We start from the raw sequence: 17,868 nt of genomic DNA, 5'->3' as shown, positions 1-17,868 counted from the left end.
TGGCCTCGCTGCCCGCGCCAGCGGAACCTTTCTCGCGCGTGGCAGTTTTGGCTGTTGTAGGGCACGACGCCGCGATTTCAACCCGGTGCCTACCAAGCAAACGTCATTCGCATCGCCTGAGCCAGGGAGCCCCTCATGATGGAAGACACGGCAGGACGGATCATGGTCCGCGCGGCGATGAAGGCTCCTTACCTCGAACGGGACGAAGAACATCGGCTGGCCTTGCTCTGGAAGGAGGACAATGACCAGAACGCGTTGCACTGCATAACCGTCGCCCATATGCGGCTGGTCATTTCCATGGCCTCCAAATTCCGTCACTACGGCCTGCCGCTCGGCGATCTGATCCAGGAAGGGCATGTCGGCCTGCTGGAGGCCGCCGCCCGCTTCGAGCCGGAACGGGAGGTGCGGTTTTCGACCTATGCGACCTGGTGGATCCGTGCTTCGATGCAGGACTACATCCTGCGCAATTGGTCGATCGTGCGTGGCGGCACGAGTTCGGCGCAAAAGGCGCTGTTCTTCAATCTCAGGCGCCTGCGTGCCCGTCTGGCAAACGGCGCCGAGCCGCTTTCCAACGAAACCCTCTATCGCGAGGTATCGGTGGCGCTCGGCGTTTCCGAAGCTGATGTGGCGATGATGGATTCGCGGCTGTCGGCGCCGGATTCCTCGCTCAACGTGCCGCTTGCCGATGATTCAGGCGCCACCGAACGGATGGATTTCCTGGTCTCGGACGACCCGCTGCCCGACGAGGTCGTCGGCGACAAGATCGATGTCGCGCGCCGCTCGCTCTGGCTGAAAGCCGCTCTCGCCGCCCTCAACGCCCGCGAACTGCGCATCATCGAGGAAAGGCGGCTGACCGACGAAGGCGCGACGCTCGAGGCACTCGGCGAGACCCTCGGCATCTCCAAGGAGCGCGTTCGCCAGATCGAGGCCCGCGCCATGGAAAAGCTCAAAGTCGCGCTGGTGAAGCAAAATCCGGAATTCCTGGCGACAGCAGCCTAGAGCAATTCCAGGAAAGGCGCGTAACGGTTTTCCGTTCGGAATTGCGTAGAAACAAAGAGTTGGAGCGGATCAACGATACGCTGAACCGCTCTAAGATCCCAGCGACAACGGGCTACTTGTCGGTGACGATCTTGACCTTGTCGCCGGCCGAGACCGCGGCCCCTGGCGACAACGCATTGAGCACCCGGAACAGGTCGAGCTTGCGATCGACGCCCACCATTTGCGCGGCGAGCGAGCCCATGGTCTGTCCGGGCTGCACGGTGAGCACGCGGATATGCAGCGGCTTGAGCGCCGCCTTTTCCGCGGCACTCAGGGTCCGGAACGACCCGCTGACCGACCGCGCCACCGTATCCAGCGAAGTGCTGGCCGAGGGGGCCGCTGTCAGCAGCCGATAGACCTGGCCGCCGGCACGGATCACCGCGATATCGAACTGCCAGCCTTGCGCGCCGGCATGCGCGGTCGCGGCCTCGTTGCCGTTGATCGTTTCCTGCTTGACGGTGCTGTCGTCGAGGCCAGCCACCCAGCCGCTTCTGATGTAGTCGGTCAAGGCGCGGTTCTTGTCGATCGAAACGCCATCGAAGCGGATCGCTATGTCGCCTGGTCCGGTCGCCGTCACCGCCGCCGCCGAATTGTCGATGATGAACCCATCCGGCACCGTGAACGACACGCCGAGGCCCGGATGCAGGAAGGTTTCCCCCCGCACATAGCCTTCCTCCGGCGTATCGCCATAGAGCAGACCGTCTATGCCGGCGAGGAAGGAATCGCGGTCGCGCGTACCCACACCCGGTGCGCCGAACTGGCGGGCGTGGCGCTGCGCCAGATCGATGCGCTGCGGCGTGTTGGGATGCGTGGCCAGGAAGTCCAGACTGGCGTCGGTGGCACCGCTGATCGAGCGGAAATCGGTGTAGGCCGACATCGACTGCAGGAAGCGGCCGGCGGCGTAAGGGTCATAGCCGGCCTCGCCGATCGACTTGATGCCGATGGCGTCTGCCTCCAGCTCCTGGTTACGCGAGAACTGCGCCAGCCGGAGCTTGCCACGGATGAGTGCCGCCTTGGCGGTCGGGCTGTCGCCAAGCACATCCGAGACCACCTTGGTCGCCAAGCCTTCCTCGGCCTCCAGCTGCTGGCGCTGCAAGCCGTGATTGGCTGTGACGTGGCCCATCTCATGCGCGACGACGGCGGCGAGCTCGGACGAATCATTAGCCAGCGCCAGCAGGCCGCGTGTGATGTAGAGATAGCCGCCCGGCAGCGCGAAGGCGTTGACGTTGGGCGAATTGAGGATGGTGATCCGATAGGTCTGGGTCGGGTTCGCCGACACCACGGTCAGATTGCCGACGACCTTGGCAACCATGCGCTCGAGCTTGGGATCGGAATATTCGCCGCCATAGGTCGCCAGGATGCGCGGATGCTGTGCCTTGGCCAGTTCGGCAAGCCTGTTGTTGGCGGCGACATTGTCGACCGTGATCGGCTTGTCGGACGGTTGGAACCCGGATTCCTGGACTTCCGGAGGCGTGAACATCTGGCAGCTTGCCAGGGCCACGGCAAAGCCGACCAGCGCCAGAAAGCGCGCCAGCGGATTCCTTCTTGGTCTGTCAACGCCGATCGCCAGAACAGCTTCCTTTCAGGTCCCGGCGCATGACCACGAAAATCGGCGGCGATCTTCGGAACGTGTCATGCGCAAAAAAACTGCTACAGCATCCGTCACGCGTCCCTCGAGGCGCGCGGCGGATGCTGTAGGCAAATCACGGCGTGTGCCGGACCAGTAGGGCGGACCTAGCCACACTACTTTGACCATGGCAAGCAAGCGCCCCATCGCCTGAAGCCGGTTTGACCGTAAATTATGTCCGCTTCCGGGCAATATCTCGTGATACGGCATCCCCAACCCCCGAACCGATATAGCGTCGGAATGCGTCCGGACCAGCCCCGGTAAAGAAATCGTCCGCCTTGCCGGTCGCCGCAACGGCGCCATTGTCCAGAAACACCACATTCTGGCCGATGCGCCGGGCATCCTGCGGCTGGTGCGTCACGAACAGCACCGTCATCCCACGTTCAGCATGAACCCCGGCAACCAGGTCGAGCATGTCGTCGCGCAAGGCCGGCCCGAGCGAAGCGAACGGTTCGTCGAGCAGCAGCACCGGGCGATCGCGCACCAGCACGCGCGCCAGGGCAACGCGCTGCCGTTCGCCACCGGAAAGTTCGCGCGGCAACCGCTTCTCCTTGCCGGCAAGGCCGGTGCGCAGAAGCGCCTCCGCGATATCAGTGCGGTCGGCCTCGGTCAGCCGCAGCGACGGCGAGCGGCCGAGCCCGACATTCTGCTCGACCGGGAGATGAGCAAAGAGATTGTTCTCCTGGAACACCATCGACACCGGCCGGGCCGAGGGCGGCTGGACGCTGACATCCGCCCCGCCGATCAGCACCCGGCCGGACCGCGGTGTCTCGAACCCGGCGACCAGGTTGAGCAGCGTCGACTTTCCCGAGCCGCTCGGTCCCATGATGGCGGTGATCTTTGTCGCGGCGAAATCAACATCGAAGACGAGGGGCGCTTCGCCATAGCTGAACAATACCTTGTCCAGCCGCACCGAAGCGCCTCGTTCAAGCCTGCTGGCCGCTCCGTCAGGCATCCCGGTTCTTCTCCCTGCCCATCCAGTGAGCCGCCATGACCAGAGCCAGGCAGACGAGGCCGAGCAGCAGCGCCAAGCCTGCGGCATCCTCGGTACGATAGCTGCCCATGCGCGCCAGGAGAAGGTAGGGCAAGGTCTGCACGGAATCACTGCCGAACAGCGCGATGACCCCGAGATCGCCGAGCGACAGCGCCATGGCGAAGGCAAAGGCGGTGGCGAGCGGACGCCGCAGCGATGGCCAGTCGATCAGCCGCAGCCTGGTCCAGCCGGAAATCCCAAGTTGCGCGCAGAGCCGTTCGTGACGTTCGCTCCCCACATCATAGGCAGGGCGGACGGCGCGCAGCGCGAAAGGCATCGCCATAACCGCATTGACGGTGACGACCATGACCGGGGCAATGGCGAAGACATCGCCGGCATGGCGCAGCAGCAGGAACCAGCCAGCGCCGATGACGATCGGCGGCACGACGAGGACAAACCCGGCGCCGGTATCGGTGGCATGCTCGAGCATTGTTCTTGGACCGGCGCGACGGTTCAGCGCCAGCGCCCGGCGCGCCATGGTCAGGGCCAGCGACAGCACCACCGAAAGCAACGCCGACAGGCAGGCCAGCACGGCGCTGGTCAGCGTCGCCTGCCGGACAGTGGCCTCGCCGGCGAGCCGGCCGAGATCGGCACCCAGCCCGGCTGCGACGGTCGCGGCCATCGGTCCGGCGACGAACACCAGCGCCAGCACGATGAGCGCCGCATTAAGCCAGGCCTCGGTGGCCTTGACGGAGAGATAGCGGCGCGGCGCGACCGGCAGGTTGGTGTCGCCGACGACATTGGTACCAAGACGCGTGAGTGCCAGCACGACGATGAAAGTCAAGGCAATCTGCAGCAATGTCAGCGCGACGGCTCGCGCGGGATCGAAGTCGAAGCGCAGCGCCTGATAGATGCCGACCTCCAGCGTCGTCGCGGCCGGTCCGCCGCCAAGCGTCAGCACGATGGTGAAGGATGTGATGCAGAGCATGAAGACCAGCCCGGCGACGCCGGGCAAGGCGGCGCGCAGCGCCGGCCATTCGATCAGCCGGAACGCCGGCCGCGGACCCATGCCGAGCTGGCTCGCCAGCCGCCATTGGTCGGCCTGTATGGTCTGCAGCGCCTCGAGGAACAGCCGCACGCCGAGCGGCAGATTGAAGAAGACATGGGCGACCAGAATGCCTGATAGCCCGTAGATGCCCGGCCAGCCCTGGCCGCCGACCGCGCTGAACAGACCGGCGAAATAGCCGGCGCGGCCGTAGAGCGCCAGGATGCCGAGTGCCGCGACGATCGCCGGCAGCGCCAGGGGCACGGCGAAGAGCTGCAGGATGAAGGCGCGGCCGAAAAAGCGTGGATGCCGCGACAGGGCACGCGCCACGAACAATGCCGGAACAACTGAAAGCAGCGTCGAAAGGGCCGCCTGCCACAGCGTGAAGCGCACGACGCGCAGCAGATAGGGATCGAAGGCTGCCCAGGCGCCCGAAAGGTCACCGGCGCCTTCGACAAGCAGCCCGGCGAACGCGCCTCCGATCAAAAGGGCGATTGCCGTAAGCGCGATGACGCCGGCGGTGACGCGGGGATCAGTGGGATGACGCGCATGCATGTCGCGCTACCCGAAACTGAGACGGACATTGAGCGAAGCAAATGCTTGGCTAAGGCCGAGTTCCCGCCCACCCCCCTCAGGCGGGGGAGATGGCCGGCAGGCCAGAGGGGGGTGGCTTGGCACAGACATCCACGAAGCTTGAGTCCTACTTGCTCATCACCGCCAGCCATTCATCCACCCAGGCCTTGCGGTTGGCCGCAACCTCTTCGGGGCTGAACAGCAAGGTCTTGGTCGGCTTGACCAGCTTGTCGAAAGCCGGGTTGAGCGGCTTGTCGGTCTTGCCGGCCGGGAACATCCAGTTGGTCTCCGGGATGGCGTCCTGGAATTTGGGGCCGGTCATGAAGGCCATGAACTTTTGCGCCAGCGGGTTCTTGGCTCCCGTCGTGGTGATGCCGGCGACCTCGATCTGCAGATATTCACCCTCCTCGAACGAGGCCGCCTGGTAGCGCTCGGTATTCTCGGCGACCATGTGGTAGGCCGGCGAGGTGGTGTAGGACAGCACCATCGGCGCCTCGCCCTTGGTGAACAGGCCATAAGCCTCGCTCCAGCCGGGCGTCACGGTCAGCACCTTCGCCTTGAGCTTGGCCCAGGCTTCCGGTGCCTTGTCGCCATAGACCGACTTCACCCACAACAGCAGGCCGAGGCCGGGTGTCGAGGTACGCGGATCCTGGATGACGATCTTGTCGTCGGCATTGCCTTCGACCAGTTCCTTCAGGCTCTTGGGCGGCGCCTTCAGCTTCTGTGTGTCGTAGACGACGGCGAAATAGCCGTAGTCGAACGGGACAAAAGTATCGTCGCTCCAGCCGCCCGGCACGTTGACGTCGGACACGGCGCCATGCGGTGCGAACAGACCCGAAGCCTTGGCATCGGCGGTGAGATTGGTGTCGAGGCCGAGCACGATATCGGCCTTGGTCGATGCTCCTTCGAGCTTGACGCGGTTGAGCAGGGCGACGCCGTCGGCGACCGAGACGAATTCGACATCGCAGCCGCATTCGGCCTCGAATTCCTTCTTCACCACCGGGCCAGGGCCCCAGTCGGCGGTGAAACTCTCATAGGTGTAGACGGTGAGCTTGTCCTTGGCCAAGGCCGGGCCGGACAGCACCACGACCATTGCTGAGACGAGAGCATATAAAAGCGTGCGCATCGGCGCCTCCTTCGTTTGAATTGAAAGGAATTGAGGCGTCGGACTGTCCGAAACGTCTAATCCCTCCGCCGGTACAAACCGGATCAGGTTCAGCGGGTTGGCGAGACTGCCTCTCAGCCGGTCCGCGAACATCGCAGCCGGCACCCCGTTAGAGCGTTTCGACACATAGGCCCGGCCGGCGAACCGCGCAAGTGGGAGTTTGCCGCCTTCCGTTTCCCGTGCCGGGCTGGTAAGGGCGACAGGATATGAGCACATTCACCATCCTGCTTGGCGGCGATCTCATCCGCACGCCCCGGCTCGACCGCCAGGTCGACGGTTCGCGCGTCATCGCCGCCGACTCCGGCATCGGCCATGCACGGATGCTGGGCCTTGTGCCGGAACTGTGGGTGGGTGATTTCGATTCGGTTCCGGCCGACCTGCCCGCCGACCTCGCCGCGGTGACCCGCCTAACCTTCCCGGCGGAGAAGGACAAGACCGACGGCGAACTCGCGATCGCGGCGGCACTGGAGCGCGGCGCAACGCGCCTCGTGCTGGCCGGCGCCTTCGGCGGCAAACGCGCGGATCACGCCTTCCTGCATCTGGCGCTGGGTCTGCGCCTGGCCGAGGCAGGAACGGACGTATTGCTGACCAGCGGCGCACAGGAAGGCATCCCCTTGCTGAACGCAACGGCTGGTTTCGACTATGCCGACGGCACGCTGTTTTCGATCCTTGGCTTTTCCGAACTGGCCGGCCTGACCGTCACCGGCGCCAAATGGCCGCTCGACGAGGTCGAAGTGGCCTTCGGTTCGTCACTGACCATCTCCAACGAGGTCAAGGGCCGCCTCGAAATCGCGCTCGGCCATGGCCGAGCGCTGCTGCTCGCCCATCCCTATCCCTTGCCCGAAAGCTGACATGGCCCCGCCTCTTCTCAATCTCGACGGGATAAAACTGACCTTCGGCGGCACGCCGCTGCTCGACGGCGCCGCCTTGACCGCTTCGGCCGGCGACAAGATCGCGCTGGTCGGCCGCAACGGATCGGGTAAATCAACGCTGCTCAAGATCGCCGCCGGCCTGATCGAGCCGCAGGACGGCGAGGTCTTCCGCCAACCTTCGGCGACCGTCCGCTATCTGCCGCAGATGCCCGACATGGAAGGTTTTGCCACCGTGCGGGCCTATGTCGAGGCCGGGCTCGGGCCCGCCGACGATCCCTACCGCGCCAGCTATCTGATGGAACATCTCGGCCTGTCGGGCGAGGAGCGGCCGGGCGACCTGTCCGGCGGCGAGGCCAGACGCGCCGCCCTTGCCCGCGTCATGGCGCCGGAACCCGACATTCTGCTGCTTGATGAGCCGACCAACCATCTCGATTTGTCTGTCATCGAATGGCTGGAAGAGGAACTCGTCCGCACCTCTTCGGCGCTCATCGTCATTTCGCACGACCGCCGCTTTCTCGAACGCGTGTCGCGCGCCACCGTCTGGCTCGACCGTGGCCAGACCCGCAGGCTGGACAAGGGTTTTGGCCATTTCGAGGAATGGCGCGACCTGGTGCTGGAAGAGGAAGAGCGCGAGCAGCACAAGCTCGGCCGCCAGATCGTGCGCGAGGAACACTGGCTGCGCTATGGCGTGACGGCGCGGCGCAAGCGCAACATGCGCCGGCTGGGCGAGTTGCAGACCATGCGCCAGCGTTTTCGCGGCCATCGCGGCGCCGAAGGCACCGCGACCATGGTGGCGAGCGACGCCGCCGAATCCGGCAAGCTGGTGATCGAGGCTAAGAACATCGAGAAGAGTTTCGGCGATCTCACCGTGGTCAAGGGGTTCTCCACCCGCATCCAGCGCGGCGACCGCGTCGGTCTTGTCGGACCGAATGGCGCCGGCAAGACGACGCTTCTGAAGATGCTGACCGGCGAATTGGCGCCGGACGCGGGTTCGGTGCGGCTCGGCACCAATCTGGAGGTCGCCACGCTCGACCAGAAGCGCGAAGCGGTCGACCCGCAGGAGACGCTGGCCCAGTATCTCACCGACGGACGCGGCGAAAACCTCGTCATCAATGGCGAGCAGCGCCATGTCGTCTCCTACATGAAGGATTTCCTGTTCAAGCCAGAGCAGGCGCGTACCCCGGTGCGCGAGCTTTCCGGCGGCGAACGGGCGCGGCTGATCCTGGCGCGCGTGCTGGCGCGGCCGGCGAACCTGCTGGTGCTCGATGAGCCCACCAATGATCTCGACATGGAGACGCTGGAACTGCTGCAGGAACTGGTCGCCGGTTTTGCCGGCACCGTCATCCTCGTCAGCCACGACCGCGATTTCCTCGACCGCACCGTCACCAGCATCATCGCGCCGGATGGCGGCGGCCGCTGGGTCGAATATGCCGGCGGTTATTCCGACATGCTGGCGCAGCGCGGCGGCACCAGGCTCGACGACCGCAAGGCGCGGGCCAAGGCCGAGCCCGGCGATGCGCCGGCATCGGGCAAGAGCGAGCCGGCAACGCCGAAGGGGCCGGCGAAGAAACTGTCGTTCAAACAGAAATTCGCGCTCGACTCCTTGCCCAAGAAGATCGAGGCCGTGACCGCATCGATCTCGCGGCTGGAGAACAACATCGCCGATCCGGCCTATTACGAACGTGATCCGGCCTCGTTCCAGAAGACCATCGCCGCCCTCGACAAGGAGCGTGCGACGCTCGCCGCGCTCGAGGAAGAATGGCTGGAACTGGAGATGCTGCGCGAGGAGATGGAGGGCTAGGCCACCTGCGACCTAGCCCTTGATTATTGCTTCCGCACGAGAGTGCGCATACATTATGCGCATGTTGCGGAGGTTATTATGCGCAAGATTGCTTTGAATGCGATCCGTCAGCCAGCAAACCTGTCGATCGACTCCAACCTCATGAGGGAAGCCAAGGGGCTTGACGTGAATGTCTCGCGCGCCGCGGAAGCTGGCATCGCGGAAGCGGTGGCGGCCGAAAAAACGCGGCTGTGGAAGCTCGAGAACCGCGCCACGATTGATGCGTGGAACGATTACGTCGAAAGGCACGGCATTCCATTGGAAGAATATCGGCAGTTCTGATGGCGCGCCATGATGTCTTTGCCGGTCGCGTCGAAGGCAGCTATTTGCTGGACGTTCAATCCGATCTGCTCGACAACTTCAAGACGCGGGCAGTCGTCCCGCTTCTCCCGGTCGCGACGGTGCCGCCGCCGATGCGAAAACTTCATCCGGTTTTCGAGATCAATGGCCGAAAGCTGGTAATGGCGACTCACCTGATCGCCACTGTTCCAGCGAGCGAACTGGGTGAAAGTCGGATGAACCTGGCAAAGCACCACGACGACATCATCGCCGCGCTCGACATGCTATTTCAGGGTTTCTGAACGAAGGCGACTATTACGTATCCCGGCCCTCTCAACCCGCCGTCTTGGCCTGCCAGGCCTTGATCGCCTCGTCGAACACCTTCTCGCCGGGAATGCCCTTTTCCATGGTCAGCAGCGCCCGCCGTCCGGTCTTGTAGACCACCGGCACGTCGATCCAGTCCTGGCCGCGCAGCAAGGTCATATTGGCGTCCTCGTCGGCCTTGGTGTCGTTGAGCGCGACGAGGAAGAAGCCGTCGGCGATCTTGGCCGGAATGCCGATCAGCGGACTGCCGGCATCCTGCTCCGAACTCTTCATGGCGACGCGCAATATGTTGTCGACGCCACCACCTTCGAAGCCGTCGGGCGTCAGGAAGATCATCTCGATGATGTGACTGGCCGGCAGCGTCCGGTCGGTGTTGCGGCGGATGGTCATGCGCAACTGGATATCCTTGCCCGGGATGGTCGCCTCGGCGCGGATCGCCGGCTCGGGCGGCAGGTCGCCGCCGGGCGATTCCTGCACCAGCGACCAGACGATGCTGCCGGGTTCGGCCGAACCCTGCGCGGTGCTGGTGCGCTCCTCATAGAAGATCGCCTTCTGGCCCACCGGCACCGAAGCTTGCGTCGGAGCGGGAGCGGCAGCGGGCGCCGCTGGTGTCGTGCCCGCCGGTGCCGGCGGCGTGGCGGCGGCATTGGCCGGGGCCGCGGGTGCGGTTCCATTGGCAGGAGGTGTTGCGGGCGCCGTGCCGCCCGCGGGTGGAGTGGCGGCAGGTGCCGCCGCCGCGGGCGCGCCGGCGGCCGGCGGCGGACTGGCCGGCGGCGGTGTTGCCGGCGGCGGTGTTGCCGGCGCGGTCGTCGCCAGGGGCGGCGTCGTCAGCGCGGCGACGGATTCACCCTCGCCTACGCCGCTTTGTCCTCCCGCCGGGCCGGGGTCGGTTTCGCCGCCTCCAGGCGTCAATCGTTGCGTGAATTTCGTCCCTTCGGCGCCTGTCGCGGGCGCCGGTGGCGGCGCGACGTCGGTCGCCGGCTTGGCCGGCGCCGGTTTGGCCGGCGCCGGTTTGGCCGGCGCCGGTTTCACCGGTTCGACCTTGGCAACAACCTTGCTGCCGCCCAGGCCCAGCATCTTGCCGAAGGCGTCCTTGTTCAGCCAGATGCCATAGCCACCGCCGGCAATGACCAGCAACGCGACGACGGCGGCGATCAGCCCGCCATAGCTGCGCTTGCGCTCGGCCGGGCGCGGACGCTGGAAGGTGTCAGCCTCCGCCGGTTCCTCGTCGTCCGGGAAGACATCGGCGTGCTCGTCGTCCTGGTCCGCGTCCATGCCAGGCAGGGCATGGTCGGCAAGGTTCGGGTCGGCAAGGTTCGGGGCTGCTGGCTGCGCCGGCACGGGCTTTTGCCAGCTTGGCTCGGCCTGGGCGGCGGGCGGTGGCGCGGGCCGCTCGGGCGGTGGCGCGGGGCGATAAGGCTCCGGCCTGGCGGCGGGCGGCGCCGGCCGGGCGGGCTCCGCCTTCACCGGCTGGCGCGTGTGACTCGACTGGTTCTTGTTGCGGTCGATGGACGAGAAGATGTTTTCCAGCTCGGCCAGCGGGTCCGTTTCCGGCACGCTTTTGGCATAGTCGCGCTCTACGCTCGCAATGGCGTCTTCCAGGGAGCGTTTCTGCCTGGCTATCGCCTCGGCGGCCAGCGGCGGCGAATATTCCGCAAGCTTCTTCACCAGCATGGCACGCACGCTTTCGTAAATGCGCGTACGCTTTTCAGGCGTCTCGTCGCCGTGCTTGTCGAGCGCCTTTTTCAGAACAGCAACGAAATCTGCCATGCTTCAGTCGACCTGTATTTTTGCTTCCGCGCCGACCCCCGCAAATCAGCCGCGATGCCCGGAAAGGCTTCAGAAACTAGTCTTGAAACGGGTCGGTCACAAGTATCGTGTCGTCCCGTTCCGGGCTGGTGGAGAGGAGCGCGACCGGCGCGCCGATCAACTCCTCGATATAACGGACATACTTGACGGCCTGGGCCGGCAGATCGTTCCAGCTGCGCGCGCCGGCGGTGGTGCCTTTCCACCCCTCCAGCGTCTCGTAGACCGGTTCGACGCGGGCCTGCGCGCCCTGGCTGGCCGGCAGGTAGTCGATCATCTCGCCATCGAGCCTGTAGCCGGTGCAGACCTTGATCTCGTCCAGCCCGTCGAGCACGTCGAGCTTGGTCAGCGCAATGCCTTTGATGCCGTTGACGGCGACGGCCTGGCGCACCAGCACCGCGTCGAACCAGCCGCAACGGCGCTTGCGCCCGGTGACGACGCCGAATTCGTGACCGCGCGTGCCGAGGAACTCGCCGATCTCGTTCTTCTGTTCGGTTGGGAACGGACCTTCGCCAACGCGCGTCGTGTAGGCCTTGGTGATGCCGAGCACATAGCCGATGGCGCTAGGCCCGACGCCGGAGCCGGCGGCCGCCTGCCCGGCCACCGTGTTGGACGAGGTGACGAAGGGATAGGTGCCGTGGTCGATATCGAGCAGCGTGCCTTGCGCACCCTCGAACAGGATGCGCTCGCCGGCGCGGCGCTTGTCGTCCAGCACTTTCCAGACACGATCCATATAGGGCAGGATCTCGTCGGCGACCGACGTCAATTCACTCATGATCGCCTCGTGCGTGACTTCGGCATGGCCAAGCCCGCGGCGCAGCGCATTGTGGTGCGTCAGCAACCTGTCGACCTTCAGGGGCAGTGTTTCCAAATCCGCCAGATCCATCACCCGAACCGCGCGCCGGCCCACCTTGTCCTCATAGGCGGGGCCGATACCGCGGCGGGTCGTACCAATCTTCGTCCCGGAATTTGAGGCGGCGTCCTCGCGGAATCCATCCAGTTCCCGGTGCAGCGACAGGATAAGCGCTGTGTTTTCGGCTATTTTCAGGCGATCGGGCGTCACTTCGACGCCCTGTGCCTTGAGCTTGGCGACTTCGGCCACGAAAGCGTGCGGATCGAAGACCACGCCATTGCCGATGATGGACAGCTTGCCCTGCCGCACGACACCGGACGGCAACAGTGACAGCTTGTAGACCTTGCCGTCGACGACCAGCGTGTGGCCGGCATTGTGGCCGCCCTGGAAACGCACCACGACGTCGGCACGCTCCGACAGCCAGTCGACGATCTTGCCCTTGCCTTCGTCGCCCCACTGCGAGCCGACGACCACCACATTGGCCATGTTTCTTTTCCCTTGAGACGCCGCCGAGCGGCTTGGATATGGTTCGAAACGACAGGCCTCTATAGCGTCAAGACCTCGCGAGCGCGACCTTTCTTTGCCGCCGAAAATGCCCTGAGGCACAACAATTTTCGGCTTTGACATCATTTACTTGGGCTGAAGGGGGCAATAGGCCGGCAAACACCGCGGCGCATCCGCAGCGGCCGGAATCCCGCCATGCATCGAAGCGCCTATATATTCCTGCTGCTCACCACCTTGCTGTGGGGCGGCAATTCGGTGGCCGGCAAGCTGGCGGTCGATCATGTCTCGCCGATGACGCTGGTCTTCCTGCGCTGGGTGCTGGCGGTCGCGATCCTGCTGCCGATCGGCTGGCGCACGATCCAGGAGGACTGGCCGGTGGTGCGCCGGCACTGGTTCGTCCTGGCGGCACTGGGCGCCAGCGGCTTCACTCTGTTCAACACCATCTTCTACACGGCGCTCAATTACACGACGGCGATCAACGTCTCGATCGAACAGGCGGCGATGCCGATCCTGATCATGACAGCCAATTTCATCTTCTTCCGCCTGCGCGTAAGCTGGGCGCAGATTGCCGGCGTCGTGCTGACCATCGCCGGCGTGATCCTGACCGCCTGCCACGGCGACCCGCGTCGGCTGCTAACGCTGGAGCTCAACTTCGGCGATGCGATCATGCTGGTCGCGGTCATCCTTTACAGCGGCTATTCGGTGGGGCTGCGGCTAAAGCCGGTGATGCGTTGGCAGAGCCTGATGCTGTCCCTGTCGGCCGCGGCGCTGATCACCTCGCTGCCTTTCTTCCTGTGGGAAATAGCCACCGGCAAGGTCATCGTGCCCGACGCGCGCGGCTGGACAGTCATCGTCTACACCGCGATCGGCGCCTCGGTCGTCTCGCAGATCCTCTACATCAGGGGCAACGAGCTGATCGGCGCCAACCGCGCCGGCCTGTTCATCAACCTGGTGCCGATCTTCGGCACGCTGCTTTCGGTGCTGATCGTCGGCGAGACGTTCCAGCTCTATCAGGCATTGGCACTCGTGCTCGTGCTGGGCGGCATCGCGCTTGCCGAATATAGCGGGCGAAGGATGGCCGTGCCGGCCCGCCGGTAAGGTGCTACCGCAGCAACTCCTTGCGCACCGCCGCAATATCGTCGGATGAGACCGCCGGAGCGGAATTGCCCCAGCTGCCGCGCACGTAGGTCAGCACGTCGGCGATTTCCTGGTCCTTCAGGCGCCATGCGAGCGAAGGCATGGCAGGTGTCGTCGGCGCGCCGGCCGTATGGACAGCCTGGCTGCCGGCGAGAACCACCCGGGCAAGCGTTTCGGCATTGCCTTGCGCCACGATCGAGTTGCCGACGAGCGGCGGGAACAGAGCTCCGGCCCCGGCACCATCGCCACCATGGCAGGCCGAACAATTGTCATGGTAGATCGCTTCGCCCGCGGCCATCCGTGCCTCGTCCGGCTTTGGCGCTTGCGTATTGCCGGTATCCGAGCCCAGGCTCTTGAGATAGACGGCAACAGCCTTGAGGTCCGGATCCGTCATTTTCGAGGTCGAGTTTTCGACGGCCTCGGCCATCGGACCGGACGCGATCGAACGCGCGTTGACGCCGGTCTTGAGGTAGGCAACCACATCCTCCTGCGACCATTTTCCAAGGCCGGATTGGGCATTGCTGGTGATGTCGGGCGCGAACCAGCCCTGCAGCGACGCTCCTTGCAGGAAAACACTGTCCTGGTCCGCTCCGAGGAAGGATTTGGGCGTATGGCAGGTGCCGCAGTGTCCCGCCCCCTGCACGATATAGGCGCCGCGATTCCATTCCGCCGACTTGGAGGGATCCGGCGTGAAAGCGCTTTCGGTGAAGTTGAGGAGATTCCAGCCCCACATCGCCAGCCGGATATTGAGGGGGAACGGCAGCTGATTGGCTTCGACCTTGTTCGGCACCGGGTCGACCGTGGTGAGGTAGGCCCAGAGGTCGGAAATGTCCTGCTCGTTCATCTTGGTATAGGCGGCGTATGGCATGGCGGGATAGAGCCGCACGCCGTTGTGGCCGATGCCGGTCTTCATCATATTGCGGAAATCGCTCTCCGACCAATTGCCGATGCCCGTCTCGTGGTCGGGCGTGATGTTGGGCGGCACGAGAGCACCAAACGGCGTTTCGAGCGGCAGGCCGCCGGCCAGGGGCTTTCCGCCCGGCCTTGTATGACAGCCAGCGCAATCGCCGAGCACGGCCTGGTACTGACCACGTATGATCTGGTCCGCCTGGTCGGCCGCGATTGCCGGAGCGATCGCCAGGAGCGCCGCGCCGGCGGCGAGGATGGCGGTGAGCGTTCTCATGCCCGCACCAGCGGTGCGCCGGGATTGCGCAGATACTGGTTGCGGATGGCGTCTGCGGCACGGAAGGCAAGCGCGCCGACCGTTCCCGTCGGGTTCTTGCCGGCGTTCTGCGGGAAGGCCGATGCGCCGATGACAAAGACGTTCGGAACGTCCCAGCTTTGCAGGAAGGTGTTGACCGCGCTTCTCTTCGGGTCGGTTCCCATGATGGCGCCGCCGGTATTGTGGGTGCTCTGATAGGGGACGCTGTCCCAGCCCTTCTTGCGGCGGCCGACGCTGTATTGCTTGCCGCCGAATGCCTTGGCGATGTCCTCCATCCGGTCGCATAGGTAGTTCGACATCCGGATGTCGTTGTCGGGGAAATCGAACGTCATGCGCATCAGCGGCCGGCCGAAGCGATCCTTGTAGGTCGGGTCGAGATCGAGATAGTTGGTGCGCGTGGCGTAGCTGCTGCCCTGCGAGGAATAGCCGAGCGTGCTCTTGTAGCCCTCGACGGTCGCCTTCTTCCAGGCACTGCCCCATTTCGGCGTGCCGGGCAGCGTCGGCCTGGTGCCGATCGGGCGCCCGTTGGTGGGGATGCAGTTGATGCCCGCGCCGCCGACGAAATCCAGCGCACCGTGATCGAAAGCGTCGCCGTTGAAGTCGTCGATCGTCTGGCCGAGCGCGCCGGCAGCGATGAACGGATTGAAGTTCTTGTCGTCGAAGAACACCTGCACGCCGGCATTGGTCTGGTAGCAGTAATTGCGGCCGACCGTCCCCTCGCCGGTATTGGGATCATAGATCTTGCCGATGCCGGAGAGCATCATCAGGCGGGCATTGTGCAGTCCATAGGCGCACAGAAGCACGAGATCGGCCGGCTGGAAGAATTCCTGCCCCGACGTGTCGACATAGGTCACGCCACGCGCCGACTTGCCGCCGGCGGCGAGATCGACATGCAGCACTTCGCTGTCGGTCCGGACCTCGAAATTGGCCTTCTTCATCAGGACGGGGAGGATGGTGGTCTGGGCGCTCGATTTGGAATAGTTGGCACAGCCGAAACGCTCGCAGAAACCGCAATAGGTGCACTGCCCCATGGTGATGCCGAGCGGATTGACATAAGCGCGCGACATGTTGGCGGACGGCGTCGGGAACGGGTGCAGCCCCATCGACCGGCCGACATTGGCGAACAGGGTCGGCGCGTAGGTCATCTCCATCGGTGGGTTCGGATAGTCCCGCGCCCTTGGATCCTCGAACGGATTGCCGCCCTCCTGCAGTTTGCCCTTGATGTTGCCGGCCTTGCCCGAAATCCCCGCCAGATACTCGAACTGGTCGTAATAGGGCTCCATCTCGGCACCAGTCACGCCCCAGTCCTCGACCTGGAGATCCGCGATCCTGGCCGCGCCATACCGTTTGGTCAGATTGGTTTTCGTCTGGAAGTCCGAATCCCAGAACCGCCAGGTGTGCCCGTTCCAGTGCACGCCGGCGCCGCCGACCCCGTTGCCGGGCAGGAAGGAGCCGAAATCGCGCATTGGCAGCGCCGTCTGCGAAGGGTCGTTGCGCATGGTCATGGTTTCGACGGCGGGCTGCAGGAACAGGTCGCGCCGGATGCTGTAGCGCAATTCGTCCTGCGCATAGCCGATGTTGAAATCGGTTGCCGTGTCGCGCCACGGACCGCGCTCTATGGCCAGCACGTCGAGGCCCTGGTCCGTCAATTCGTGCGCGAGGATAGCTCCGGTCCAGCCGAGGCCGACGATCACGACATCCTTACGGGGCAGTATCGTCGTCATGGTCAGCTCCTCTTGCCCAGCCATTCCGGGCTGCCTTCGATGGAAACGGGCGGCCGCGGATAGGGCTGATTGTGCTTGCTGACATGATCCCGGTAATCATAGCGCGCGCCGGGGAAGCCGAGCATGCGCCACGACACCATGTCCTTGTTGCCGCCATAGACCGGATCGGCAAAGAACCCTTCCATCGTGTTCTGCAGAAGAAGTCCGAAGAAGCCGGGCCCCTTGACGCCATTGGGCAGTTCGACCTTACCCGCCTCCATGGCCGTCAGGAACGCATCCTGATCGGCCGGCTGCAGTTCGGCGAATGTCTTGCCGTCGCGTTGCTTCAGGAAGGCATCGATGGCGGCGAGGCCGACGCGGTAGCGCTGGGCGGGATTGGCCTCACCCTGATATCCCTGCGTGGGCAATGCGGGCAGGAATGGCCCTTGCGTATAAAGCCGGCTCGAGGTTCCGAACGCGCCCATCAACTGCCTGTCGATATAGACGGCGCAGCCCGCCTCCTTGCCGCCCATGCTGAGATCGTCGGCGGGGATGATGCGGTCGACGATGGCTTCGACAAGAGCCGCTTCCTGCGGTGTGAAAAATTGCCAGCCGCCAGCGACCACCTGCATCGGCGGATCCGACGACAGGGGTGCCCAAGGCAGGGAGCCGGAGAAAGAGCGGGCAAGGCTTGCCGAAGTCGCCGTGACCGTAAACATCGCGACTGATGACAGGAAAAGGCGCCGATTCAGCCTGACAGTATTGCGATGATCCATCCAAGGCACCTTGACAGCAACGAGCGCGCGCCGGAAGTTGCGCGTTAAATCATGACCAAAACCGTTAAGTTCAAGCCATACGGGTCGATTGATGACAGCCTGCGGAAAGAAATCCGCATCGTCAAGCAGAT

15 protein-coding genes and 1 riboswitch are annotated in these 17,868 nt (G+C 64.6%); of the genes, 6 read left to right on the top strand and 9 right to left on the bottom strand.

From position 1 onward, the window contains the following. The first annotated feature begins 135 nt into the window (after nt 1–135). Nucleotides 136–999 carry an RNA polymerase factor sigma-32 gene (locus FJ930_RS00690; protein WP_140748337.1) on the top strand — a complete coding sequence of 288 codons (864 nt, stop codon included), beginning with the start codon at nt 136–138 and terminating at the stop codon, nt 997–999. A gap of 112 nt (nt 1,000–1,111) precedes the next feature. Here FJ930_RS00690 and FJ930_RS00685 read toward each other — a convergent pair whose 3' ends face one another. The 4 genes from FJ930_RS00685 to thiB all read right to left on the bottom strand — a co-directional run bounded on the left by FJ930_RS00685 (nt 1,112) and on the right by thiB (nt 6,382). After that, a complete protein-coding gene (locus FJ930_RS00685; RefSeq protein WP_246676779.1) occupies nt 1,112–2,518 on the bottom strand; it encodes a M48 family metalloprotease in 1,407 nt (468 codons plus the stop codon). A gap of 319 nt (nt 2,519–2,837) precedes the next feature. After that, the gene (gene thiQ / locus FJ930_RS00680) at nt 2,838–3,620 is read right to left on the bottom strand and encodes a thiamine ABC transporter ATP-binding protein (protein WP_141833737.1); all 783 of its coding nucleotides are present in this window, start codon (nt 3,618–3,620) and stop codon (nt 2,838–2,840) included. Then, nucleotides 3,613–5,238: a thiamine/thiamine pyrophosphate ABC transporter permease gene (gene thiP, locus FJ930_RS00675; protein WP_141833734.1), complete on the bottom strand. Its 1,626-nt coding sequence runs from the start codon at nt 5,236–5,238 to the stop codon at nt 3,613–3,615. Before thiP ends, thiQ begins: the two co-directional genes overlap by 8 nt. A gap of 145 nt (nt 5,239–5,383) precedes the next feature. Then, complete coding sequence (gene thiB, locus FJ930_RS00670) at nt 5,384–6,382, bottom strand: thiamine ABC transporter substrate binding subunit (RefSeq protein ID WP_141833731.1); 999 nt, start codon at nt 6,380–6,382, stop codon at nt 5,384–5,386. A 43-nt stretch (nt 6,383–6,425) separates the two neighbouring features. Then, a riboswitch (TPP riboswitch) is annotated at nt 6,426–6,540 on the bottom strand. 87 nt (nt 6,541–6,627) lie between these two features. On the opposite strand from thiB, the gene FJ930_RS00665 reads away from it, so the two are divergent. From FJ930_RS00665 to FJ930_RS00650, 4 genes are all read left to right on the top strand, one after another. Continuing rightward, complete coding sequence (locus FJ930_RS00665; RefSeq protein WP_141833728.1) at nt 6,628–7,272, top strand: thiamine diphosphokinase; 645 nt, start codon at nt 6,628–6,630, stop codon at nt 7,270–7,272. Between the two features lies 1 nt (nt 7,273). Beyond that, nucleotides 7,274–9,094, top strand: coding sequence for an ABC-F family ATP-binding cassette domain-containing protein (locus FJ930_RS00660; RefSeq protein ID WP_141833725.1), 1,821 nt, complete (start codon nt 7,274–7,276; stop codon nt 9,092–9,094). Nucleotides 9,095–9,172: 78 nt separating this feature from the next. After that, nucleotides 9,173–9,415 carry a type II toxin-antitoxin system CcdA family antitoxin gene (locus FJ930_RS00655; protein WP_141833722.1) on the top strand — a complete coding sequence of 81 codons (243 nt, stop codon included), beginning with the start codon at nt 9,173–9,175 and terminating at the stop codon, nt 9,413–9,415. Beyond that, a complete protein-coding gene (locus FJ930_RS00650) occupies nt 9,415–9,714 on the top strand; it encodes a CcdB family protein (RefSeq protein ID WP_141833719.1) in 300 nt (99 codons plus the stop codon). Before FJ930_RS00655 ends, FJ930_RS00650 begins: the two co-directional genes overlap by 1 nt. Nucleotides 9,715–9,745: 31 nt before the next feature. Here the strand turns inward: FJ930_RS00650 and FJ930_RS00645 are convergent, their stop codons facing one another. Further along, nucleotides 9,746–11,506 (bottom strand): hypothetical protein, encoded by a 1,761-nt coding sequence (locus FJ930_RS00645; protein ID WP_141833716.1) that lies wholly within the window; start codon nt 11,504–11,506, stop codon nt 9,746–9,748. A gap of 76 nt (nt 11,507–11,582) precedes the next feature. Continuing rightward, entirely contained in the window at nt 11,583–12,881 is a 1,299-nt protein-coding gene (locus tag FJ930_RS00640) for an adenylosuccinate synthase (protein ID WP_140608267.1), read from the bottom strand. 213 nt (nt 12,882–13,094) lie between these two features. Here FJ930_RS00640 and FJ930_RS00635 point away from each other — a divergent pair, with 213 nt between their 5' ends. Further along, nucleotides 13,095–13,997 (top strand): DMT family transporter, encoded by a 903-nt coding sequence (locus FJ930_RS00635; RefSeq protein ID WP_141833712.1) that lies wholly within the window; start codon nt 13,095–13,097, stop codon nt 13,995–13,997. 4 nt (nt 13,998–14,001) lie between these two features. Here the strand turns inward: FJ930_RS00635 and FJ930_RS00630 are convergent, their stop codons facing one another. Genes FJ930_RS00630 through FJ930_RS00620 form a run of 3 tightly spaced genes read right to left on the bottom strand, consistent with a single transcriptional unit; the run spans nt 14,002 to nt 17,593 of the window. Continuing rightward, nucleotides 14,002–15,219: a cytochrome c gene (locus tag FJ930_RS00630; protein ID WP_141833709.1), complete on the bottom strand. Its 1,218-nt coding sequence runs from the start codon at nt 15,217–15,219 to the stop codon at nt 14,002–14,004. After that, entirely contained in the window at nt 15,216–16,982 is a 1,767-nt protein-coding gene (locus FJ930_RS00625; RefSeq protein WP_141833706.1) for a GMC family oxidoreductase, read from the bottom strand. The genes FJ930_RS00630 and FJ930_RS00625 overlap by 4 nt, the downstream gene beginning before the upstream one ends. 2 nt (nt 16,983–16,984) lie before the next feature. Then, nucleotides 16,985–17,593, bottom strand: a complete 609-nt coding sequence (locus tag FJ930_RS00620; RefSeq protein WP_246676778.1) for a gluconate 2-dehydrogenase subunit 3 family protein — start codon at nt 17,591–17,593, stop codon at nt 16,985–16,987. Between the last annotated feature and the right edge of the window lie 275 nt (nt 17,594–17,868).

This window comes from Mesorhizobium sp. B2-4-15 (genome assembly GCF_006658505.1).
Lineage (GTDB): Bacteria > Pseudomonadota > Alphaproteobacteria > Rhizobiales > Rhizobiaceae > Mesorhizobium.
The sequence above is the reverse complement of the archived record's forward strand: the minus strand, read 5'-3'. Positions and strand labels throughout refer to the sequence as shown.